The following is a 21,473-nucleotide window of genomic DNA, read 5'->3' on the forward strand; positions in this document are numbered from 1 at the left end:
CGGAAGTTAAGCTTCCCAGCGCCGATGGTACTGCACTCGGGAGGGTGTGGGAGAGTAGGTCACCGCCGCACAAAAACATGCAAGAGGAGAAGGGGTCTGGCCTTAGGGTCGGGCCCCTTTTTCGCGTTCCGAAGGGGCTGTCCCGCCGTCGCGGGGTGGTCCCTTTTCTGCGTTCCCCCGGAGGCGCTGGGTTCCCCCGGAGGCGCTGGCGACGGCTCACCGCCCCCACCCTGCACCGGCGGGGGCTTACCGCCTCCCACCCTGCACCGGGAAGGGCTCGCAGCCCCTCCCCGCACGCCTCGCCTCCCACCCGCCTCCTATCCGCGTCGCCCTCCCTCACGCTTGTCAAGCGCCGGTGCGGCGAGCACCCTCCGCTGACGTGAACGGCGCAACGCGCACGGCGCTCAGCTCTGTCCCGCCGCTTGTCTGGCGTCGGCTTGGGGAGAAGCTCGGGCGGCGGGTGTGGTGAACCCGATGTGGCGCCACGCGTTCCCGTTGTCTTGGTGGGCTATGGGGTGACTGCTGTGTTGAGGAGGGGTTCTATGCGGAACGGGATCTGGGTGGAGAGGGCGATGGTGGAGTCGGTGCGTTGGACGGCGGGGGAGGCCAGGACTGTGGCGATGATCTCCTGGAGGTGTTCGGTGCTTTTCGCCACCACTCGGCACAGCAGGTCGTGCTGGCCGCTGGTGCCGTGGACCTCCAGGATCTCCGGGATCGTGTGTAGCGCCGCCACGGACTCGGTCAGCCGGCCCTGGGCTATCTGGAGCCACACGAACGCCAGGATCGGGTAGCCGACCCTGGCGGGTTCGACCGTGGGGCCGAAGTCGGTGATCACGCCGCGGGTTGTCAGCTTTTCCACGCGGGCCTGGACGGTTCCTCTGGCCACCCCCAGGAGGCGGGCCAGTTCGGTGAGGCCGATGCGGGGGTGTGCCCGCATGGTCGTCAGTAGGCGGGCGTCCAGTTCGTCCATGCGTCTACCCCTGTGCGATTCGACCAGGGATCGAGGCTGTCCCTGTATGAAGCGGAGCCTATCTGGCGTTCGGCTGTGCGTTTCGGTTACGAAGGACATGTCTCGTGGTCTGTGCGGAATGACTAGCTTTTGTGGAAGCAGGCGGGCGATGTGAGGCGGATCGTGCAGTCCAACTGCTCGCTCTTGCCAGCGAATCAGGAAATTGCTGTCATGTGAACATGTTCGAGGAAGCACAGTACTTCGCCCCGGTCGAGACGCAGGGGGATGGCTCGGTCGTGGTCGAGCTTTCGCAGTCGCATCCGGGGTTCGCCGATCCGGTCTACCGGGCGCGGCGTAACGCGATCGCGGGACTGGCCGTGAACCATCGGCGGGGGATGCCGATTCCGGCCGCCGAGTACACCGAGGAAGAGCACGGCATCTGGGCGCTGGTCGCGGGGGAACTGGCCAGCAAGCACAAGCGCTACGCCACCGAGGAGTACCTGGAGGGAACTGCTCGGCTCGGCCTGCCGTACGAGCGGATTCCGCAGTTGGAGGAAGTGAGTGAGCTGCTGGAGCCGCTCACCGGGTTCCGGTATCTGCCGGCGGCGGGGCTGGTGCTGCTGCGGGAGTTCTATGGGGTGCTGGCTGATGGGCTGTTCCACTCCACTCAGTACATTCGCCATCATTCCGTGCCGTTCTACACGCCTGAGCCTGATGTCATCCATGAGGTGATCGGGCATGCCAACGCACTCGCGCACGATCGGTTCGCGGCGCTTTACCGGCTGGCCGGGGAGGCGGCTCGTAGGGTCGAGGGGGACGAGGCGCTGGAGTTCGTGTCCAAGGTCTTCTGGTTCACGATGGAGTTCGGCGTGATGGCGGAGCGGGACGAGCTGCGCGCCTACGGGGCGGGGATTCTGTCGTCCTATGGGGAGATCGAGGAGTTCCGCGGGATGCAGATCCGGCCGCTCGATCTGCGTGACATGGGGCAGACGGAGTACGACATCACGAAGTACCAGGATGTCCTGTTCCGGGCGGAGTCCATGCGGCATCTGGAGGACGTGGTCGGGGAGTTCTGGGCCACCTGCGACGACGACTCGATCGCGAAACTTACCCACGTCTAGCAGTCCCCGTGATTTATCACGATAATGCGTGACAAATCACGGGGGAGAGTGGGATACGTGTGGTGGCGAGTGTTCGCGGCCTCCGCACTCGTCCTGCCCACCAGCCTGTACGGCCTGCCGCCCATCCACCAAAGACCCCCGGCCCGGCAACCACACACGACCCGAGCAGCCCCGTTGATCGGCCCCACCCGCCCATCCACCCAAGAGGATCGCGGTACGCCGCCGGACGGAACCCAAGCGCCCCAGCCGGACGGAACCCGGGCAATACAGGCCACACCGCCGCCCAAGGAAGGCACGGACGCGCAGGAGCCCAAGCCGCCCCCGCTCAACCCCAAGACGATCACCAAGCGGCTGAACCGCTACCTGGCCGGCCGCCCAGGTCCGGTAACCGCCACCGTCAAGGACCTGGCCACCGGCCGCGTCTACCGCTACCACAAGGGCGAGCGCCTCATCACCGCCAGCACCGCCAAGGCGCTCATCCTGATGGCCCTGCTCCGCAAGACCCCGTGGCGCAAGCTGGACAAAGCCACCCGCCACGACGCCGACATCATGATCCGCTACAGCGACAACCACGCGGCCGACCGGCTCTGGACACGCATCGGCGGCGCCGCCGGCTTCACGAAGGCGGCCAGGAAGTTCGGGCTGCGGCACACGAGCGGCGTGGCCGGCGACTGCCTCGACCTGTACTGCTGGGGCATCACCAGGACCTCGGCCGATGACCAGGTCAAGCTCATGAACGCGCTGGTGTCGAAGAAGAGCCCACTCCCGGAGAAGGAGCGCGAGCGAGTGCTCAAGCTGATGGGCGCGGTGATCGACGGCCAGAACTGGGGCGTGAGCGCGGGCGCGTGCAAGGGCCAGGGGACAGCGCTGAAGAACGGCTGGCTCAAGCGGGTCTCCACCAAACGCTGGGCCGTGGTCAGCGTGGGCCTGATCGGCAGAAGGTACGCGGTGGCGGTCCTGACCGAGGGCAGCCCGCAGGTGGGCGACGGCATCGCCACGGTAGAAGGCGTGGTCACCCGGATCCTGCGCTCATTCAGAAAGTGCTAGGGCGTCACCAGGCGATAGCCCACACCCCTGACCGTCTGGATGAGCTGATCGTCCTCGTCGCCGAGCCGCGCGCGCAGCCGTTTGACGTGGACGGCGATGGTGTTGGTGGACGTGGCGTCGGTGGCGTTCCACACGTGCCGCATGATCTGCTCGCGCGTCACCGTGCGGTCGGCGTTGCGCATCAGGTAGTGCAGCAGCTCGAACTCACGCAGCGGCAGGTGTACGGCTCGCCCGCCCACCCGCACCTGGTAGGCGCGTACGTCGAGCTCCACCTCACCCACCCGCAGCAGCGTGCGCGACTCGGGAGAGGCGGCCTGCACGAACGGGAGCAACTCCAGCACCCGGTACGGCCGGGCCACGCAGGCCGCCGCTCCCGCCGCCAAAGCCTGTACCGCCTGCTCGGCATGCCCTTCGCCGACGCCGAGCAGTACGGGAACGGCTCGCGTCAGCCGTACTGCTCGCACGAACTCCACAGCGCTGATGACCGGCAGGGTCGCCGAGACCAGCACCACATCTGGCCTGAGAGCTCCAGCTTGGAGCAACGCCTGCGCGCCGTCGCTGACTCCGGCGACGGTCACGCCCTCGCGTTCGAGCGCGGTGGCCAGCTCCTGGACGATGCTCTCGTCGGGATCGGCCACCAGCAGCACGGGCGCCGTACGAGTGTCCCCGTGCACCTCGGATGCCGTCTGCTGGTGGGCCATCAGCCGAATCGTCCGGTGATGTAGTCCTCGGTGCGCTTGTCAGAGGGGTTGGTGAAGATGCGGCTGGTCTCGTCGAACTCCACCAGGCGGCCGTGCCGTACGCTCTGCTCGTCCACTTCGGCGGTGAAGAACGCCGTGCGGTCGGACACGCGTGCGGCCTGCTGCATGTTGTGCGTCACGATCACGATCGTGTAGTCGCGCGACAGCTCCTGCATCAGATCCTCGATCTTGGTGGTGGCGATCGGGTCGAGGGCGGAGCAGGGCTCGTCCATGAGGATGACCTCGGGCCGGACCGCGATCGCGCGGGCGATGCACAGTCGCTGCTGCTGGCCACCGGACAGGGACAGGGCGTTCTGCTTGAGCTTGTCCTTGACCTCGTCCCAGAGGGCCGCCTGGGTGAGCGCCTGCTCGACCAGGTCGTCCATCTTGCCCTTCATGCCGTTGACGCGGGGGCCGTAGGCGATGTTGTCGTAGATCGACTTGGGGAAGGGATTCGGCTTCTGGAAGACCATGCCGATCCGGCGGCGTACCTCGATGGGGTCGACGTGGTCGCCGTAGAGGTCCTCGCCGTGGTACATGATCGAACCGGCGGCACGGGCGCCCGGGATGAGGTCGTTCATCCGGTTGAAGCAGCGCAGCACCGTGGACTTGCCGCAGCCGGACGGACCGATCATGGCGGTGATCTCGCGGTTGCCGATGGTCAGGTCGACTCCGCGGACGGCCTCGTAGTCGCCGTAGAAGACGCTGAGATTCGAGACGGTGAACACCGGGTCCAGGGCCTCGATGTTCCGGGGGGCCTCCGGCCCGCGAACGGTGATGTTCGGCATGATCTCGGTCATTTCTTCCTTACCACCGCTTCTGGTAGCGGTTACGGAGCCAGATGGCCGCTGAGTTCATCAGCAGCAGGATCGCGAGCAGGACCACGATGGCCGCCGCGCCCACGACCTGGACCTCGGGACGAGAGTTGGTGATCAGGTTGTAGATCTGGACCGGCAGAACGGAGAAGCTGCTGCTCAGCCCGTCAGGGTTGAAGCGGACCAGCGTGGCCGCACCGAGCAGCAGGAACGGCGCCGCCTCGCCGATCGCGCGAGACAGCGCCAGGATGGAACCGGTCGCGATGCCGGGCACCGAAGCCGGCAGCACCTGCCGCCAGATCGTCTGCCACTGCGTGGCGCCGAGGGCCAGCGAGCCCTCGCGGATGGACGGCGGCACCGCCTTGATCGCTTCGCGGGCGGCGATGATCACGATGGGCAGCACCAGGAGCGACAGGGTGATCGCACCGGTGATCACGCTCGGGCCGAGGCCGAAGCCGCGGGAGATGACGCCGAGACCGAGGATGCCGTAGACGATCGAGGGGACCGCCGCCAGGTTGGCGATGTTCAGCTCGATCAGCCGGTTGTACCACTTGGTCTTGTCGGCGTACTCCTCCAGGTAGACCGCGGCGAGCACGCCGGTGGGCAGTGCCATGATCGCGGTCAGCGCGACCACCCACAGCGTGCCCATGATGCCCGACAGCACACCGGCCGTCGCGGCGTTGACCGACCGCAGCGACGGGAAGTTCTGGATGAGGTTCAGGTCGAGACGCTGCCAGCCCTGCGTCACCACGTAGACGAGCAGGACCACCAGGAAGATCATGGCGATGGCCAGGCTGGCGAGCAGGGCGATCCGGAACAGGTGCTCCTTGAGCGGCCTGCCCTGGCTGGCCAGCCGTACGGTGGAGGCAGGTGTGGACAGGATTGCCATCAGTCGTACACCTCGCGGTACTTCTGCACCATCCGGGCGCTGAACCAGTTCATCGCGAAGGTGATGATGAACAGCAGCGAACCCACGGCGAAGATCGTCTTGTAGGGGATCGAGCCGGTCGAGAGGTCACCGGCGCCGGCCTGGGCGATGAAGGCCGCCATGGTGGCCATCTCGTTCGTCGGGTCGAAGGTGAAGATCGACTTGAAGCCGCCCGCGACCGCCACGATCATCGTCTCGCCCGCGGCGCGGGAGATCGCCAAGATGATCGCGGCCACGATGCCGGAGAACGCCGCGGGCACCACGACGCGGACCGAGGTCAGCATCTTCGAGGCGCCCAGCGCGAAGGAACCCTCGCGCAGGCCGTTCGGCACCGCCGCCATCGAGTCCTCAGCGAGGGAGGCGACGATCGGGATGATCATGATGCCGACGAGCAGGCCGGCCGAGAGCGCGTTCTTCGCCTCAAGGTTCAGGAAGGGGAAGATGTCCTTCAGCAGCGGAGTGAGGAAGGACAGCGCGAAGTAGCCGAAGACGACGGTCGGCACACCGGCCAGGATCTCGAGGACCGGCTTGAAGAACTTGCGGACGCCCGGCTTGGCGTACTCCGAGAGGTAGATCGCCGCGGCCAGGCCCAGCGGCACCGCCACGATGACGGCGATCAGCGTGATCTCCAGCGTGGCCACGACGATCGGCCAGACGCCGAACGTGGCCGGCTTGATCAGCGGGCCCCAGTTGGTCGAGCCGAAGAACTGGGCGAGGCTGACCTCTCCGAAGAACTCGATCGTGGGCTCGACGAGCGAGTAGATGATGCCGACGGTGGTCGCGATGGAGACCAGCGCCGCCGCCAGAAGCAGCGCCTTGACGATCGCCTCTCCGTAACGCGGGCGCGACCGCGCCAGGGACCTTCCGGTCCCCGGTGCGGTCGCCTGGTGCTGAGCAGCCATCAGCCCGCCTTCAGCGCCGTGATGTCACTCTTGAGCTTGGCCTCCTGCTCGGCGTTGAGCGGGATGAACTTCGCCTCCTTGGCCAGCGAGCCGATGTTGGCGCTCAGGTAGTCGAGGAAGGCGCCGACCTCGGGCCGCTTCACGGCCGTGGCCGACGGGTAGACGAACAGCGAGCGAGCCAGCGGGGTGTACTTGCCACCCTGGGCGGCCTCCACGCTGGGGGCGACACAGCCGCTGCCGGAGTCGATCTCCACGGCGGTCAGCTTGTCCATGTTCTCTTCGTAGTAGGTGAACCCGAAGTAGCCCAGGCCACCCTTGGCGCCGGCGACGCCGTTGACGATGTCGTTGTCGTTCTCGGAGGGGCTGTAGTCCTTGCGGCTCGCGCCCTCCTCACCGTTGATCTCGTCGGTGAAGTAGTCGAACGTGCCGGAGTCGGCGCCCGGGCCGTAGAGCTTCAGGGCCTCGGTGGGGAACTTGGCGTCGACGTCCTTCCAGGTCTTGACCTTGCCCTCGGCGGCGGGCTCCCACATCTTCTTGAGCTGCGCCGTGGTCAGGCACTTGGCCCAGGTGTTCTCCTTGGGCACCACGACGGTCAGGGCGTCGGTGGCCACCGTCAGTTCGGTGAACTTGATGCCCTTGCCCTCGCAGAGGGTCTTCTCCTCGTCCTTGATCGGGCGGGAGGCGTTGGAGATGTCGGTCTCGCCGGCGCAGAACTTCTCGAAGCCACCACCGGTGCCCGAGGTACCGACCGGAACCTTGACCTGCGGCTGCTCCTCGCCGAACGCCTCGCTCGCAACCGAGATGAGCGGGGCGACGGTGCTGGAACCGTCGATCTTGATCTCGCCGCTCAGGCCCGCGGGGGGCTCGGAGGCGCCGGCCGAAGAGGGGGCGGAGGCCTCGGGGCTGGTGGCCGCTGTGTTACCGCCGCCGCCACAGGCCGCCGCGAGGGAAACGACGAAGGCGGCCGTCGCCACCGCGCTGAGGCGGCGCTGTCCACTGGTCACGGTTTGTGTCCTTCTCGTATGGAGATCCTTGCTTGCTACGTGACCGATAAAACTTGGGGAAAGTGAACGGAAATGAAACGAGTCGTGACCGGCGACGGAAGTCGTGCCTCGCCTCGTGTGAATAGCTCCTCAAGCGGCATGCTTGACCCCATGACCTACCGCGTATGCCTGGTGTGCATGGGAAACATCTGTCGCTCGCCCATGGCCGAGGTGGTCCTGCGGGCCACGCTGGCCGAGCACGGACTGGACGAAGTGGTGGTGGACAGCGCCGGAACCGGTGACTGGCACGTCGGCGGGCCCATGGACCAGCGGGCCGCGCAGACGCTGGCCGAGCGCGGCTACGACGGCTCCGCCCATCGGGCCAGGCAGTTCACCGGGGATTGGTTCAGCCGTTACGACCTGGTGCTGGCCATGGACACGGCCAACCTGCGGGCGCTCAGGCGGCTCGCGCCCGCCGGGCAGGAGGTCAGGTTGTTCCGCTCGTTCGACCCGTCCGCGCCGGCGGAGGCGGAGGTGCCCGACCCCTATTACGGCGGTCAGGATGGCTTCGACGAGGTGTTGCGGCAGGTCAAGGCGGCTTCGGAGGGTCTTGCCAAGCACTTGGCCGACGAGCTCCGGTGAGAGTGGTCGAGCGGCTCGGCTCCTCGCACGGATGGCGGCTGGAGCGGGGTTTCCTGGCTGACGGGCGCGAGGTCTTCGCCAAGTCCGGGATTGTTTCCCCTTTGTTCACTTCCGAGGCGGCCGGACTGCGGTGGCTGGGCGAGGTGATGGACGTGCCCGAGGTGATCGAGGCGGGCGCGGACCGGCTCGTACTGTCCTGGGTGCCGACCGAGCCGCCCACTCCGGTCGCGGCCGAGCGTTTCGGGCGGGGGCTCGCGCGGATGCACCGCGCGGGGGCCGACGCTTTCGGCGCGCCGTGGCCGGGGTTCATCGCCGAGCACCTGATGGACAACTCGCCCGCGCCCGACTGGCCCGCCTTCTATGCCGCGCGCCGCGTTCTTCCCTTTGTACGGCAGGCCGCCGCGTTGACCGCCGGGGACAGAGACCGGGTGGAGCGGGCCGTGGCGATGTTTCCGGAAATTTCCGGGCCTGCGGAGCCGCCGGCGCGGATCCACGGCGACCTGTGGAGCGGGAACCTGCTGTGGTCCGGCGGGACCGGGGTGCTCATCGACCCGGCGGCGCATGGCGGGCATCGGGAGAGCGATCTGGCCATGCTGGATTTGTTCGGCGTGCCGTACCTGGACCGGATTCTTGGGGCTTATCAGGAGGAGCACCCGCTCGCGGACGGATGGCGGGAACGGGTGCCCCTGCACCAGTTGCATCCGCTGCTGGTGCATGTCGTGCTTTTTGGCGAGAGCTACCGGGGGCAGCTGATGCGCGCCGTGGACCGGCTTCTGGGCTGATCAGGCGTTGAGGTGGTTCAGGACCGCGTCGTGGAGCGCGCCATTCGTGCACACGAGGCTGCCGCCTTCGAGGCTGGGCGCGCCGGCGACGTCGCTCCACCGCCCGCCCGCCTCCTCGACGATCACCGTGAGCGCCGCCATGTCCCACGGCGACAGCTCCGGCTCGGCCGACAGGTCGACGGCGCCCTCGGCGACCATCATGTGTGACCAGAAATCGCCATACGCCCTGGTACGCCAGCAGGCGCGGTTCAGGTCGAGGAAGTTGTTGAGCTTGCCCTGCTTCTCCCAGCCGCCGAAGCTGGAGTAGGAGAACGAGGCGTCACCCAGATCGGTCACCGCCGAGACCCGCATGCGGCTGGCCTTGGTGAGGCTCTTGCCGGTCCACGCGCCGCCGTCCCTGGCCGCCCACCAGCGCCGGCCGAGCGCGGGCGCCGAGACGAGCCCGACGACGACCTCGCCGTGGTCCATGAGCGCGATGAGCGTGGCCCAGACGGGCACGCCGCGCACGTAGTTCTTGGTCCCGTCGATCGGATCGATGATCCACGATCGGGCGCCCCAGCCGGTCCGCCCGAACTCCTCGCCCACCACGGCGTCGCGCGGACGGGCCCGCCGCAGCGTGCCGCGGATGGCCTCCTCGACCGCCCGGTCGGCGTCGCTGACCGGCGTGAGGTCCGGCTTGGTGTCGACCTTGAGATCGACCGCCTTGAACCGCCGCAGGGTCATGTCATCGGCGGCGTCCGCCATGACGTGCGCGAGGCGTAGATCGTCGTTGTAACCCGTCACGATGAGCCACGCTACCGTGCCGGGCACACGCCGCATCAGAGGCCGATTCCCCCTTTCTTGCTGACATTCCCCACCATTTGCCGCAACTCTGGACGTGGTGTCAGGTGTTACTGGTGAGTAGCATTGCGGTATGTCTTTTGATGTGGGCGCCTTCATGCTGCAGACCGTGCCGTTCGCGAACACCCTCGGGGTCGTCTTCGACAAGGTGAGCGACGGGTACGCCCTGTGCCGCCTGCCCGACCGTGCCGACCTGCACAACCATGTGGCGGGACCGCATGCCGGGGCCCTGTTCACGCTGGCGGAGTCGGCGTCCGGGGCGGCCATGCTGTCGGCGCTGGGCGACCAGCTGTCGCGCGCGGTGCCGCTGGCCACCGGGGCGACCATTCGATACCGGAAGCTGGCCATGGGCGAGGTGACGGCCGAGGCGCGGCTTCAGGTCGAGCGGGACGAGGTGGTGGGGCGGTTGGACGCGGGGGAGCGGCCGGAGTTCGAGGTGGCGGTGGAACTCAAGAACGCCGAGGGCGTCCTGGTCAGCGAGATGACCGTCTCCTGGACCCTCCGCCCCAACCGCTGACCCCACCCTCCACCAGGTCCAACCGCCGCCACCCGTTGAGCTCCCCCCGCCAACCTCAACCGCGGCCATGCCTTGAGTTCCACTCGACCCAGCTGGTGGGCTCCTGCCGCAGTCAGGCGAGCTGCTCCCGGGGCGCCACCCACGTGGTGGGCTCTCGTCGCGGGGCTCGTTTGATGGGTGGTGCGGGCCGAACGGCGGTTTGCCCCGGTGTGGGTGATCACGGGAGGGTGAGGATGGCCTTGCCCCGGACTTCGCGGGACAGCAGGGCCTTGGCCGCGACGGTGGCCTGGTCCCACGGGCCGCGCCAGCCGATCTCGACCTCCAGCTCGCCCCGCTCCAGGAGCGTGAGGAGGTGGGCGAGGTCCGGGCCGAAGGGCGCGCTTACGTTGAAGTTCTCGATCCGGCCGCGTGCCGAGGCGGAGCCCGCCCGTTCGAAGTCGATCAGCGTCGGCTGTTTCGCGGCCCGGCCGATGGCCTGGACGACGCCGTCGTCCTCCAGCCGGTAGAACGCCTCGGCCAGCTGCTGGCCGCCGACGGTGTCCAGCACGCCGTACACGCGCTCGGTCAGGTCTGTGGGGCCGCTGACGATCTCGGCGGCGCCCAGCGCGCGCAGGCCCTCCGCACGGGCCGGGCTGCTCACCGACGCGATCACCCGCGCCCCCTCACGAGCAGCGAGTTGTACGGCGAAGCGCCCCACCCCGCCCGCCGCCCCGGTAACCAGCACCCGCCGCCCGGCGATCGGGCCGAGCCGCCGCACCGCCTGCACGGCCGTCACCCCCGCCACCGGCAACGCCGCGGCCACCCCCAGATCCACGGAGTCGGGAACCACCGCGAGCTCGGCGGTGTCCACGGCCCGCAACTCCGCCCAGGCCCCCGACCACCCGAAACTCACCACCCGCATGCCGACGGACGGCCCCGACCCGTCAGCGGCCGCCTGTACGACCACACCAGCGGCGTCCCACCCCGGCACCCGCCGCGACCGAGGATCGTGATAGGCCACCTCACCGAAGTTGAGCGACACCGCCGACACCCGGATGAGCACCTGAGATGCGGTGGGCACGGGCTCGGACACGGTGGCGATGGACAGTTCCGGATTGAACATCAGCGCTTTCATCATGCCGAGAACCCTGCCACCCACCCCTCACGACCCACGCACACCCCACGCACGACCTCACGATCCCTGCGGCTTGTGACCGCCCAAGCCCCGGCCCACACCGTTGGCCGCCCGAGTGCGCACCTTGTCGGCCGGCAGACACCTCACACCGGGCCCTTGGCAGCCCCGGGCTCTCTGGGTGTCCCAGCTCTGGCCCCACTCCACTCGGCTGCCACGGCTCACGCTCTGGACCGCCCGTTCTCGGCTCGGCGAGGGGGAGTTAGTCGGTGGAGGGTTCGGGGTCGCGGGTGGCGAGGAGGCGGCGGAGGCTGTCGAGGCGGGCCGGGTCGGCGTGGCCGTCGGCGACCCAGGCGTCGAGTGCGCAGTCGGGGCCGCGGTGGGTGCAGCCCTTGGGGCAGTTGACGGTGACCTCGATGAGGTCGGGGAAGGCGGCCAGCACGGTTTCCACCGAGATGTGGGCCAGGCCGAAGCTGCGTACGCCGGGCGTGTCGATGATCCAGCCGCCCTCGGGCAGTTCCAGCGCCACGGCGGAGGTGGAGGTGTGGCGGCCGCGGCCGGTCACCGCGTTCACGTGGGAGACGGCCCGGTTCGCGTCCGGTACCAGGACGTTGACCAGAGTGGACTTGCCCACGCCTGAATGGCCCACCAGCACGCTGACGCGACCGGTCAGGTGGTCGCGCAGTTCCTCCAGTGAGCCGCCCTTGTGGACGACCACGTGGGGGACGCCGAGCGGTTCGTACAGGGAGAGCAGTTCGTCCGGCGGCGCCAGATCCGACTTGGTCAGGCACAGCAGGGGCTCGATGTCGGCGTCGAAGGCGGCCACCAGGATGCGGTCGATCATGCGTGGCCGGGGCGGCGGCTCGGCCAGGGCGGTCACGATGACCAGCTGGTCGGCGTTGGCCACGACCGGGCGCTCGATGCCGTCGGTGTCATCGGTGTCGTCGGCGGAACGGCGCAGCATCGAGGTGCGGGGTTCGACGCGGACGATGCGGGCAAGGGTGTCGGGTTCACCGGATACATCGCCTACGATCGCCACCCGGTCACCCACGACGATGCCCTTACGCCCGAGTTCGCGCGCTTTCATCGCGACCACCAGACGGCGAACGGGCTTGGCCTTCTTACGGCCCCGGCCCCCGGACGCGGCGGGCGCCGCCTCCACCAGCGTCGTGTAGCGGCCCCGGTCGACGGCGACCACGAAGCCCTCGACGGCGTCCTCGTGGGCAGGACGGATCCGGGTCCTCGGCCGCGAACCCTTACCCGGCCTGACCCTGACGTCGTCCTCGTCGTATTCCCGCCGTTTCAGCGGTCTACTCCCCCCAGCATCTCCCCCCACATGCGGGTGAACTCCGGCAGGGTCTTACCCGTTGTCGCGATGTTCTCCACTTCGACACCGGGCACCGCCAGCCCGATGACCGCTCCGGCGGTGGCCATGCGGTGGTCGGCGTAGCTGTGGAAGACGCCGCCGTGGAGCGGGCGCGGCCGTACGATCAGGCCGTCGTCGGTTTCCTCCGCGTCGCCGCCCAGGCGGTTGATCTCGGTGACGAGCGCCTCGATGCGATCGGTCTCGTGGCCGCGGATGTGGGCGATACCGCGCAGCCTGCTCGGCGTGGTGGCCAGGGCGGCCAGCGCGGCGATCGTGGGCGTCAGCTCGGACACATCACGCAGGTCGGCGTCAATCCCGATGATCTGCCCGCCGCCCGTGCTGGTGAGGGTGAGGCCGGCCACGCCTTCGCCGGTTGGTGTCAGGTCGATGGTGGCGCCCATCCGGGTGAGCAGGTCACGCAGGACGTCGCCCGGCTGGGTGGTGTTCAGCGGCCAGTCGGGGATGGTGACCGAGCCGCCCGCGACCATGGCGGCGGCCAGGAACGGCGCCGCGTTGGACAGGTCGGGCTCGACCGTCGTCTCCCGTGCCGCGATCGGGCCGGGGGCGACTCGCCACACGTCGGGTTCCGTGTCGTCGACGCTCACGCCTGCTGCCCTGAGCATCTGGACCGTCATGAGGATGTGGGGCTGCGAGGGGACCGGCGGGCCGGCGTGCCTGATCGTGACGCCCTTTTCGAAGCGGGCTGCCGCCAGCAGCAGCCCTGAGACGAACTGGGATGAACCCGACGCGTCTATCGTCACCTCGCCGCCGCTCAGCGGGCCTCGGATGGTGAACGGCAGCGCGTCGTTGTCGATCGTCGCCCCCAGGGCGCGCAGCGCGTCGAGGATGGGGCCCATCGGGCGCTTACGGGCGTGGGCGTCGCCGTCGAAGCGCACCTCGCCGTCGGCCAGCGCCGCCATCGGGGGTACGAACCGCATCACCGTGCCGGCCAGGCCGACGTCGATGCTCGCGCCGCCGGTGACGGGGCCGGGGGTGACACGCCAGTCGACGCCCGCCGGGGTTTCGGCCACCGCCTCGAAGCCCGCTCCGAGCGCGCGCAGGGCCGCCACCATGAGGTCGGCGTCGCGGCTGCGCAGTGCCTGGCGGACCAGGCCTGGCCCGTCGGCGAGCGCGGCCAGCAGGAGCGCGCGGTTGGTCACCGACTTGGAGCCGGGCAGGGCGACGGTGGCCGCGACGGGGGCGGTCGCGACCGGGGCTGGCCAGTGCTGAGCGGGCATGGTCAAAGACTACTGGCAGCCGGTACGGCAGGCCGCAGCCTGTGGATGGAGGCGCGAACGCCGGGAGAGCCTGTGGAGACAACACCTCCGGGCAAGGGGCGGGGCGCTGGGGTGGGCGAGGCGGGAGGAAGGCGTCGGGGGAGGGACGTGGGCGGGAGGCGGGACAGCGGGGGGAGGCGGGACAGCGGGGGGAGGAGGGACAGCGGGGGGAGGAGGGACAGCGGGGGGGAGGAGGGGCAGCGGGGGAGGAGGCGAGGGAGGAGGCGAGGGAGGAGGGGCAGCGGGGGAGGAGGCGAGGGAGGAGGCGAGGGAGGAGGGACAGCGGCGGCGAGGAGGCGAGGCGTGAGGGAGGTTGGCGTGGGGGTGGCGTTGGGGAGGGCGGCGGTGTGTTGTGGGCCTGGCATTCCGCAAAAAGGGCGATGCGTCCGCCGAGCACCCAACCCCGAACATGGCAGGGTGGTGCTATGTGCGGTAGATACGCCTCGGCGCGGAAGAAGCACGAGCTGCTGGAGGAGTTCCAGGTCGAGCTCGACGCCGAGCCCGACAAGGAGCTGAGCCCCGACTACAACGTGGCCCCCACAAAGCAGGTCTACGCCGTCCTGAGCCGCGTGCCCGAGGAGGCCGAGCGGGCGGTCAGGCAGTTGCGGGTGGTCAAGTGGGGTCTGGTGCCCGTATGGGCGAAGGACCCCTCGGTGGGTTCCCGGATGATCAACGCGCGGGCCGAGACGCTGGCCGAGAAGCCGGCCTACAAGCAGGCCTTCGCCAAGCGGCGCTGCCTGATCCCGGCCGACGGGTACTTCGAGTGGATGCCGGTAGAGGGCGACAAAAAGAAGAAGCAGCCCTACTTCATCCATCCCGAGGACGGCGGGGTGCTGGCGATGGCCGGGCTGTACGAGTTCTGGAAGGACAAGACGCGCGCGGATGACGACCCGCTGAAGTGGCTGGTCACCTGCACGGTCATCACGACGGACGCCGAGGACGACCTCGGCCACATCCACGACAGGATGCCGATGATGATCGAGCGCGAGCGGTGGGCGGAGTGGCTCGACCCGAAGCTCGCCGACACCTCGACGGCCCAGGGACTGTTGATCCCGGCGCAGTCGGGCCGGCTGGTTGCGTACCCGGTGTCCACATATGTGAACAATGTCCGGAACAACGGGCCGGACCTCATCAAACCCCTGCCTGACCCCGGAGAAAGCGGACTTTTCTAGAAGGTGTAAGAACCACGCCAAGTGGGCATCCGGTGGAAAAGCGATGCGACCGTTCACTCGGTGTCACCGCCACATTCACCCCCTATTTGCGCAGGGCGGGACCACCGGGGAGTCTCGCCAGGCTCCCCTCACCTGCCCGGAGGTGCGGATTCGTGGACCACACGACCGCTCGTGAACGCCTGGACAGCATGCTCGCCGAGCTCGACCGCTCCATCAGGGTCCTGACCGGCGAGCCCGTCGCCGTGCGTGAGCGTTCGGCGGCCGACGCCGGGTCCGATCTCACCGAGGCCGACCGCGCCCAGGCCATGCTCGACGCGGCCGTCGCGCAGCGCCGCGCCGTCGTGAACGCGCTCAGGCGCATCGACGACGGCGTTTACGGCGAATGCGTCGACTGCGGCAAACCGGTCCCGGAAGGACGCCTGGAGGCCCGCCCAGAGGCCGCGCGCTGCGTGCAGTGCCAGTCGAAGCAGGAGCGGCGCCGCTAGGACTTGCGGGCGCTGGCCACCAGGTGGATGCCCACGGTGTCGTCGTCGTCGGGGTGCGCCTCCAGTTCGGTGCGCACCAGCCAGGCCAGCGACCGGGAGTCGGAGCCGAGCACGTGGTCGACGGTCGAGGGGGACAGGACGGTGCGCGGCCGTACCCACTCGACCTCCAGGCCCGCGCCCATCAGCAGCTCGCGCAGCTGACCGCTGCTGAAGCAGCGGGTGATGCCGCCGTCGGGCCAGGGTACGAGCATGACCTCGCCCGTCTGGCGCAGGTGCTGCCACTGGCCCTGCTCGGCCAGGATCGCCATGCCCAGGACCAGCGAGTCGACGCACAGCAGCGCGCGCCCGCCGGGGCGCAGCACGCGGGCCACGTCGGACATCGCCGACTCGGCCATGAGCTCCACCGACATGGCGCGCTCCTCGGCGAGCACCGCGTCCACGCTCTCGTCGGGCAGGAAGGACAGGTCGTCCGAGCGCACCTGGCGGACTCTGACGTCGCGCAACCTGGCCTGGTCGGCGGTTCTGCGGAAGTCGACGACCTCGATCACCTTGTGGCCGGCGCGCGCGGCCTGGCCGGACCAGCGTCCGCGCCCGCCGGACAGGTCGAGGATCACCGAGGGCTGGCCGGGAAGCCACCTGCTCAGCTGTTCCGCGACGACCGCGCGATAGAACGTCCAGTACGGCCCGAGGGTCCCCGAGCCGTTCAGTTCCTCGGCCGGAATGGGCAGCACACGCGACTCCTGGGTTCCGGGACAATGGCTACCAACCGGTACGTATTCATTTTCCCCGCACCGGGTTGTTCGTCACCTTCTATCTTGCGGGAACAGACGCGGGCGCGGGTGGGTTGAGTCGAGCATGCTCGCAGTTGCAGGTCGTCCACAGCCACCGTCACCCGGCCCCAGTGACCGGCGACTCGGTGCCAAGCAGGTATTCTCCCCTGAGTACGGTGTACCGCCACAGCCGGCCACCGGTGATCTTAGGGGGGTGGGTCCGGTGCCCGCGACAGGCGCGGAGACTCTGGAGCAGCGCAGTGAGCGGTTCGAGCGCGACGTCATGCCGTACCTCGAGCAGCTCTACTCCGCCGCGCTCCGGATGACCCGGAACCCGGCGGATGCGGAGGACCTGCTTCAGGAGACCTTCGCCAAGGCGTTCGCCTCGTTCCATCAGTTCCAGGAGGGCACGAACCTCAAGGCGTGGCTCTACCGGATCCTGACCAACACGTTCATCAACAGCTACCGCAAGAAGCAGCGGGAGCCGAAGCAGTCGGGCACCGAGGAGATCGAGGACTGGCAGCTCGCGCGCGCCGAGTCCCACACCTCGTCCGGCCTGAAGTCCGCCGAGGTGGAGGCGCTTGAGCACCTCCCCGACGGGGACATCAAGCAGGCGCTCGCGGCGCTGCCCGAGGAGTTCAGGATCGCGGTCTACCTCGCCGACGTCGAGGGGTTCCCCTACAAGGAGATCGCCGACATCATGGGCACCCCGATCGGCACCGTCATGTCCCGGCTGCACCGCGGCCGCAGGCAGTTGCGGAACCTGCTCGAGGACTATGCTCGCGACCGTGGCCTTGTCCCTGCGGAGGGGTCGAAATGAGCTGTGGAAACCCGCATGACACCGACTGTCGTGAAGTGCTGGACAAGGTCTACGCCTACATCGACGGGGAGCTCGGCGAGGGCGACTGCGTCGACATCCGGGTGCACCTCGACGAGTGCGACCCGTGCCTCAAGGAGTACGACCTCGACAAGGTCGTGAAGCAGCTCGTGGCCAAGCACTGCGGTTGCGATCCGGTGCCGGCCGATCTGAGGTCGAAGGTGCTCGGCCGTATCGAGCAGGTCCGGGCGGAGCTGTCCGACTAAGATCTTCCCCATGCGCGTGGTGGTCACCGGAGGAGCCGGTTTCATCGGGTCGAATCTCGTCGACCGCCTGCTGGGCGACGGCCACGACGTGGTCGCCGTGGACGACTTCTCCTCCGGCAGCCGCGCGAACCTGGCCGGCGCCCTGACGCACGAGCGCTTCCGGCTGTGCGAGCTGGACATCCGCGACCCCGCGATGATCGCGCTCGGCGCGGAGTGGAAGCCCGAGGTGATCTGTCACCTGGCCGCGCAGATCAGCGTCCGCAGGAGCGTGGCCGACCCGGTGCACGACGCGCGGGTCAACGTCGAGGGCACCGCGTCGGTGCTGGCCGCCGCGCGCGAGGGTGGCAGCCGCAAGGTGGTGTTCGCCTCCTCCGTCGCGGTGTACGGCCGGCCGCCCGCGATCCCGGTTCCCGCCGACGCCCCGGCCGACCCCCGCTCGCCGTACGCGGCATCGAAGCTCAGCGCCGAGACGTATCTGTCGACCTTCCACGCCCTGTACGGCCTGGAGTACACCACGCTCGTCCTCTCCAACGTCTACGGCCCGCGCCAGTCCCCCGACGGCGAGGCCGGCGTGGTCGCCATCTTCACCGACGCCCTGCTCAACGGCGTGCCCACGGTCCTCTACGGCGACGGCACCCAGACCCGCGACTACGTCTTCGTGGACGACGTGGTCGACGGCTTCGTGCGCGCGTGCGGCGCCGACGGCAACGCGTGCCGCTTCAACCTGGGCACCGGAATCCAGACCACCGACCGCCGTCTGCACTCGCTCATCGCCGACGCGGTGGGCGCCCAGGACAAGCCGGGCTTCGCGCAGCCGAGGCCGGGCGACCTGCCGGCCATGGCCGTGGACCCGGTGCCCGCCTACGACGGGCTCTCCTGGCAGCCCGCGAGTGACCTGGCCAGTGGCCTGCGCGCCACAGTCGATTGGAGGCGGAGTTGCCGCAGGTAGTGGCTTGATTACGCTTTGCTTGCGATTCTCGACTCCACCCGTTTCAGCACGTCAACTTCTGTAGCGTGAATCACAGAATTCGACGTGGAGGAAGTGGATGTTGAAGGTTTCGACCGCCCGGCTGATCACGGCGCTCGTGCTGATCACACCGGTCGTTCTCCTCTTGGCGACCGGCGGGGGCGGTGGCGCCCTCCCGCCCGGAGTCTCCTGGACCTGAGCTCCAAAGGGGAGCCACAATGCGTGATCTCTCGTGGCCTGCGAAGGTCTATCTGTTCGCCGTGATCGGCGCGGCGACCGCGCTGTTCGCCCACAGCCTGATCACCAAGGGGCAGCTGGTCGCCTCGGAGAGCCTCGGCATCCTGCTCGTGCTCGCGCTGCTGTTCCTGGTGTGCGAGTCGATGCCGACGCTGCTCAACGTGGAGCAGTTCGCCGTGTCGGTGAGCTTCTCGGCCGCGCTGGCCGCGGTGGTGCTCATCGGGATGGAAGGGGCCGCGCTGGTCGGCCTCACGGCGGTCCTGAGCGTACGGCCCGGCCTGCCGTTGATCAAGCGGCTGTTCAACGGCGCCCAGTTCGCCCTGTGCGGTTATGCGGCCGGATGGGTCTACCAGCAGTTAGGCGGAGTCTCCGGGGTCCCGCAGGTCAACGCGTTCGACGACCTGATCGGCCCCTACGCGGCGGCCACGGCCGTCTTCGTGCCGCTCAACATCGTGCTGACGCTCACCATGATCTCGCTGGCCACGCAGGTGAGCGCGGGCGAGGTGCCGATGCGGGGCATGGTGCAGTTCCTGCTGACCTATCTCGGCTACGGCACGTTCGGCCTGCTGGTGGCGGGGTTGTGGGCGACGATCCAGTCGATCTCCGCGGTGCTGGTGCTGCTGCCGCTGTTCGTGGCCAGGTGGGCCTTCGGCCAGTACCACGCGCAGCAGCGCTCCTACGACGCCACGATGGCCGCGCTGTGCCAGGCCGTCGAGACGAAGGACTACTACACCCGCGGCCACTGCACCCGCGTCTCGCTCGCCTCCACCATGATCGCGCAGGAGATCGGCATGGGCATGGACCGGCTGCGGGCCATCCGCTACGCCGGCATGCTCCACGACGTCGGCAAGCTGGGCGTGCCCACGAAGGTGCTGCAGAAGGAGGGCCCGCTGACCGAGGAGGAGTTCGCCGCGATCCAGCTTCACCCGATGCGGGGCCTGGAGATCGTGCGCGGCATCGACTTCCTCGACGAGGCCTTCGCCGGGATCATGCACCACCACGAGCGCCATGACGGCAAGGGTTACCCGATGGGGCTGGCCGGGCCGGAGATCCCGGAGTTCGCCCGGGTCATCGCGGTGGCCGACGCGTTCGACTCGATGACCTCCGACCGCTCCTACCGGGGCGCGCGCCCGGTCGAGGTGGCGGTGGACGAGCTGGAGCGGGGCGCGGGCACCCAGTTCGATCCGGTCATGGTGGCGGCGTTCATCAAGGCGCTGGAACGCAACCCGTGGCAGCCGCAGCGCCGTGTGGATCCGCCGCCCGAGGACGCCGCCACGATCAAGGACCACGACGACCCGACCATGCCGATCCAAGTTGTGACGGGCCAATGAAACGCGACCCAATGAAGCGCGCATTTCAGGGCTTGGACTCCGGGCAGTTGCTGCTGATCTGCGCCGCCGGGCTGGTGGCCGTGGCGGGGGTGGCGCACACCGCGGCGGTCGGGCTCGACCGCCCGGAGGTGGCCATCGGCTTCGGCGCGCTGATCGCGGTCGGCGAGCTGGCCCGGCTGACCATGCCGGGCAACAGGGAGGTGGCCCCGATCGGCGCCGCCGCCGCTCTCGGCTACACGCTCCTGCTCGACCTGGCCACCAACCCGCTGCGTCACTCGGCGCTGCAGGTGGTCGCGGTGATCGCGGTCGGCATGATGGCCGGCGCGCTACCGCATCTGGCGGTGGGCCGCCCGCCGCGCCTCGACGCGATGGCCAGGCGGCTGCTGACCGGCGCGTTGCTGGCCTTCGCCTTCCGCCCGCTGGCCGGCACCCTGCACGAGCTGACGCTGGGCGACCGCGGCACCTGGTGGCCCGCGCTGACGGTGATGGTCACGCTGATCGCGCTCACCCTCGGCATCGACGTGCTGATCGCCGCGATGCTCCGCGCCGAGCAGGTGCGCACCGCGTTCAAGGTGGCGGTCAGCGACGAGGTCCGCACCGCGTTCCCGCTGGGCGCGGCGGTCGCCGCCTCCGGCGTGCTGCTCGCGCTGGCCTCCCACAGCATGGACCTGGTGGCGCTGGTCGTCTTCGCCGCGCCCCTGCTGGTCACGCAGGTCGCCTTCCGCAAGTACGCCGGCATCCGCGCCACCTACCTGCAGACGGTACGCGCGCTGTCGCGGGTGACCGAGGTGGGCGGCTACGTCGAGCCCGGCCACTCCCGCAGGGTGAGCCGCCTGTCGGTGGCGATCGGCCGCGAGCTGGGCATGTCCGAGCCGGAACTCCTGGAGCTGGAGTACGCGGCGCTGATGCACGACATCGGCCAGCTGTCCCTGCGCGACCCGATCCCGGGCGGCGCGACCGTGCTGACCGACCCCGAGCAGGCCAGGCGGATCGCCGAGCTGGGCGCGGAGGTCATCAGGCAGACCGGCGTGCTGGACCGCGTGGCCGACGTGGTGCGCCGCCAGTGCGACCCGATCGACGAGGACCCGCCGCTGTCGAGCCGCATCATCAAGGTGGCCAACGCCTACGACGACCTCGTCGGCGGCTCGACCGACCGCGACCGTGCCGGTGCCGCACTCGAACGGCTGCGCCTGGCGGGCGGCTCGGAGTACGACGCCGCCTGCATCGGCGGGCTGGCCCGCGTGGTCGACCGGGCGCCTGCCCACCGGATTTAGGGGGGTCGGGGCGGAATCAGGAGGGTTTCTGACCTCGTACAAAGTGGCGGGCCGTTCGGGGGGATATAGCGCCTCTCTTGCCCCTCGCCTTTGTGCGGTTTCTACAGAACACCCTCCCGGGATCGGTGGTTTTG

At 69.1% G+C, this 21,473-nt stretch carries 23 protein-coding genes; 12 read left to right on the forward strand and 11 right to left on the reverse strand.

The features are described 5' to 3' along the window. Window positions 1-508: 508 nt before the first annotated feature. Window positions 509-970: an Lrp/AsnC family transcriptional regulator gene (locus ACFWY5_RS48180; protein ID WP_379638929.1), complete on the reverse strand. Its 462-nt coding sequence runs from the start codon at window positions 968-970 to the stop codon at window positions 509-511. 218 nt (window positions 971-1,188) lie between these two features. Between ACFWY5_RS48180 and ACFWY5_RS48185 the strand changes: the two genes are divergently transcribed. Together ACFWY5_RS48185 and ACFWY5_RS48190 are read left to right on the forward strand one after the other, a co-directional pair. After that, window positions 1,189-2,070, forward strand: coding sequence for a phenylalanine 4-monooxygenase (locus ACFWY5_RS48185; protein WP_379638930.1), 882 nt, complete (start codon window positions 1,189-1,191; stop codon window positions 2,068-2,070). A gap of 57 nt (window positions 2,071-2,127) precedes the next feature. After that, the gene (locus ACFWY5_RS48190; RefSeq protein WP_379638931.1) at window positions 2,128-3,117 is read left to right on the forward strand and encodes a serine hydrolase; all 990 of its coding nucleotides are present in this window, start codon (window positions 2,128-2,130) and stop codon (window positions 3,115-3,117) included. Here the strand turns inward: ACFWY5_RS48190 and ACFWY5_RS48195 are convergent. Genes ACFWY5_RS48195 through ACFWY5_RS48215 form a run of 5 tightly spaced genes read right to left on the reverse strand, consistent with a single transcriptional unit; the run spans window position 3,114 to window position 7,506 of the window. Further along, window positions 3,114-3,818: a response regulator transcription factor gene (locus tag ACFWY5_RS48195; RefSeq protein ID WP_379612246.1), complete on the reverse strand. Its 705-nt coding sequence runs from the start codon at window positions 3,816-3,818 to the stop codon at window positions 3,114-3,116. The genes ACFWY5_RS48190 and ACFWY5_RS48195 overlap by 4 nt on opposite strands. Further along, complete coding sequence (pstB, locus tag ACFWY5_RS48200) at window positions 3,818-4,645, reverse strand: phosphate ABC transporter ATP-binding protein PstB (RefSeq protein ID WP_221341587.1); 828 nt, start codon at window positions 4,643-4,645, stop codon at window positions 3,818-3,820. Before pstB ends, ACFWY5_RS48195 begins: the two co-directional genes overlap by 1 nt. Window positions 4,646-4,664: 19 nt before the next feature. Next, window positions 4,665-5,561 (reverse strand): phosphate ABC transporter permease PstA, encoded by an 897-nt coding sequence (gene pstA, locus ACFWY5_RS48205; RefSeq protein WP_379612245.1) that lies wholly within the window; start codon window positions 5,559-5,561, stop codon window positions 4,665-4,667. Beyond that, window positions 5,561-6,502: a phosphate ABC transporter permease subunit PstC gene (gene pstC / locus ACFWY5_RS48210; protein ID WP_379612244.1), complete on the reverse strand. Its 942-nt coding sequence runs from the start codon at window positions 6,500-6,502 to the stop codon at window positions 5,561-5,563. The genes pstA and pstC overlap by 1 nt, the downstream gene beginning before the upstream one ends. Further along, the gene (locus ACFWY5_RS48215) at window positions 6,502-7,506 is read right to left on the reverse strand and encodes a PstS family phosphate ABC transporter substrate-binding protein (RefSeq protein ID WP_379638932.1); all 1,005 of its coding nucleotides are present in this window, start codon (window positions 7,504-7,506) and stop codon (window positions 6,502-6,504) included. The genes pstC and ACFWY5_RS48215 overlap by 1 nt, the downstream gene beginning before the upstream one ends. A 150-nt stretch (window positions 7,507-7,656) precedes the next feature. On the opposite strand from ACFWY5_RS48215, the gene ACFWY5_RS48220 reads away from it, so the two are divergent. Beyond that, window positions 7,657-8,127 carry a low molecular weight protein-tyrosine-phosphatase gene (locus ACFWY5_RS48220; protein ID WP_379612242.1) on the forward strand — a complete coding sequence of 157 codons (471 nt, stop codon included), beginning with the start codon at window positions 7,657-7,659 and terminating at the stop codon, window positions 8,125-8,127. Next, window positions 8,124-8,909: a fructosamine kinase family protein gene (locus tag ACFWY5_RS48225; RefSeq protein ID WP_379638933.1), complete on the forward strand. Its 786-nt coding sequence runs from the start codon at window positions 8,124-8,126 to the stop codon at window positions 8,907-8,909. Before ACFWY5_RS48220 ends, ACFWY5_RS48225 begins: the two co-directional genes overlap by 4 nt. Here the strand turns inward: ACFWY5_RS48225 and hisN are convergent, their stop codons facing one another. Further along, window positions 8,910-9,728, reverse strand: coding sequence for a histidinol-phosphatase (hisN, locus tag ACFWY5_RS48230; RefSeq protein WP_379612240.1), 819 nt, complete (start codon window positions 9,726-9,728; stop codon window positions 8,910-8,912). Window positions 9,729-9,822: 94 nt separating this feature from the next. Here hisN and ACFWY5_RS48235 point away from each other — a divergent pair, with 94 nt between their 5' ends. Further along, the gene (locus ACFWY5_RS48235; protein ID WP_379638935.1) at window positions 9,823-10,266 is read left to right on the forward strand and encodes a DUF4442 domain-containing protein; all 444 of its coding nucleotides are present in this window, start codon (window positions 9,823-9,825) and stop codon (window positions 10,264-10,266) included. A 217-nt stretch (window positions 10,267-10,483) separates the two neighbouring features. On the opposite strand, the gene ACFWY5_RS48240 is transcribed toward ACFWY5_RS48235, so the two are convergent. The 3 genes from ACFWY5_RS48240 to aroA all read right to left on the reverse strand — a co-directional run bounded on the left by ACFWY5_RS48240 (window position 10,484) and on the right by aroA (window position 13,981). Next, on the reverse strand, window positions 10,484-11,383 hold the full coding sequence (locus tag ACFWY5_RS48240) for a zinc-binding dehydrogenase (protein WP_379612238.1): 900 nt from the start codon (window positions 11,381-11,383) through the stop codon (window positions 10,484-10,486). Between the two features lie 256 nt (window positions 11,384-11,639). Beyond that, window positions 11,640-12,683 (reverse strand): ribosome small subunit-dependent GTPase A, encoded by a 1,044-nt coding sequence (gene rsgA / locus ACFWY5_RS48245; RefSeq protein ID WP_379612259.1) that lies wholly within the window; start codon window positions 12,681-12,683, stop codon window positions 11,640-11,642. Further along, on the reverse strand, window positions 12,680-13,981 hold the full coding sequence (gene aroA, locus ACFWY5_RS48250; protein WP_379638936.1) for a 3-phosphoshikimate 1-carboxyvinyltransferase: 1,302 nt from the start codon (window positions 13,979-13,981) through the stop codon (window positions 12,680-12,682). The genes rsgA and aroA overlap by 4 nt, the downstream gene beginning before the upstream one ends. 464 nt (window positions 13,982-14,445) lie before the next feature. On the opposite strand from aroA, the gene ACFWY5_RS48255 reads away from it, so the two are divergent. Further along, the gene (locus ACFWY5_RS48255; protein ID WP_379638937.1) at window positions 14,446-15,192 is read left to right on the forward strand and encodes an SOS response-associated peptidase; all 747 of its coding nucleotides are present in this window, start codon (window positions 14,446-14,448) and stop codon (window positions 15,190-15,192) included. Between the two features lie 152 nt (window positions 15,193-15,344). Further along, window positions 15,345-15,677: a TraR/DksA family transcriptional regulator gene (locus ACFWY5_RS48260; protein ID WP_379612235.1), complete on the forward strand. Its 333-nt coding sequence runs from the start codon at window positions 15,345-15,347 to the stop codon at window positions 15,675-15,677. Here the strand turns inward: ACFWY5_RS48260 and ACFWY5_RS48265 are convergent. After that, a complete protein-coding gene (locus tag ACFWY5_RS48265; protein WP_379638938.1) occupies window positions 15,674-16,408 on the reverse strand; it encodes a class I SAM-dependent methyltransferase in 735 nt (244 codons plus the stop codon). The genes ACFWY5_RS48260 and ACFWY5_RS48265 overlap by 4 nt on opposite strands. A gap of 253 nt (window positions 16,409-16,661) precedes the next feature. Between ACFWY5_RS48265 and ACFWY5_RS48270 the strand changes: the two genes are divergently transcribed. The 5 genes from ACFWY5_RS48270 (at window position 16,662) to ACFWY5_RS48290 (ending at window position 21,339) form a co-directional block, all read left to right on the forward strand. Next, the gene (locus ACFWY5_RS48270; protein WP_379612232.1) at window positions 16,662-17,267 is read left to right on the forward strand and encodes a sigma-70 family RNA polymerase sigma factor; all 606 of its coding nucleotides are present in this window, start codon (window positions 16,662-16,664) and stop codon (window positions 17,265-17,267) included. A gap of 35 nt (window positions 17,268-17,302) precedes the next feature. Next, window positions 17,303-17,530: a mycothiol system anti-sigma-R factor gene (gene rsrA, locus ACFWY5_RS48275; protein ID WP_379612231.1), complete on the forward strand. Its 228-nt coding sequence runs from the start codon at window positions 17,303-17,305 to the stop codon at window positions 17,528-17,530. 10 nt (window positions 17,531-17,540) lie between these two features. Beyond that, window positions 17,541-18,479, forward strand: coding sequence for an NAD-dependent epimerase/dehydratase family protein (locus ACFWY5_RS48280; RefSeq protein WP_379612229.1), 939 nt, complete (start codon window positions 17,541-17,543; stop codon window positions 18,477-18,479). 236 nt (window positions 18,480-18,715) lie between these two features. Then, complete coding sequence (locus ACFWY5_RS48285; protein WP_379612228.1) at window positions 18,716-20,065, forward strand: HD-GYP domain-containing protein; 1,350 nt, start codon at window positions 18,716-18,718, stop codon at window positions 20,063-20,065. Between the two features lie 11 nt (window positions 20,066-20,076). Further along, window positions 20,077-21,339, forward strand: a complete 1,263-nt coding sequence (locus ACFWY5_RS48290; protein WP_184972453.1) for an HD-GYP domain-containing protein — start codon at window positions 20,077-20,079, stop codon at window positions 21,337-21,339. The last annotated feature ends 134 nt before the right edge of the window (window positions 21,340-21,473 follow it).

This window comes from Nonomuraea sp. NPDC059007, assembly GCF_042740555.1.
Lineage (GTDB): Bacteria > Actinomycetota > Actinomycetes > Streptosporangiales > Streptosporangiaceae > Nonomuraea.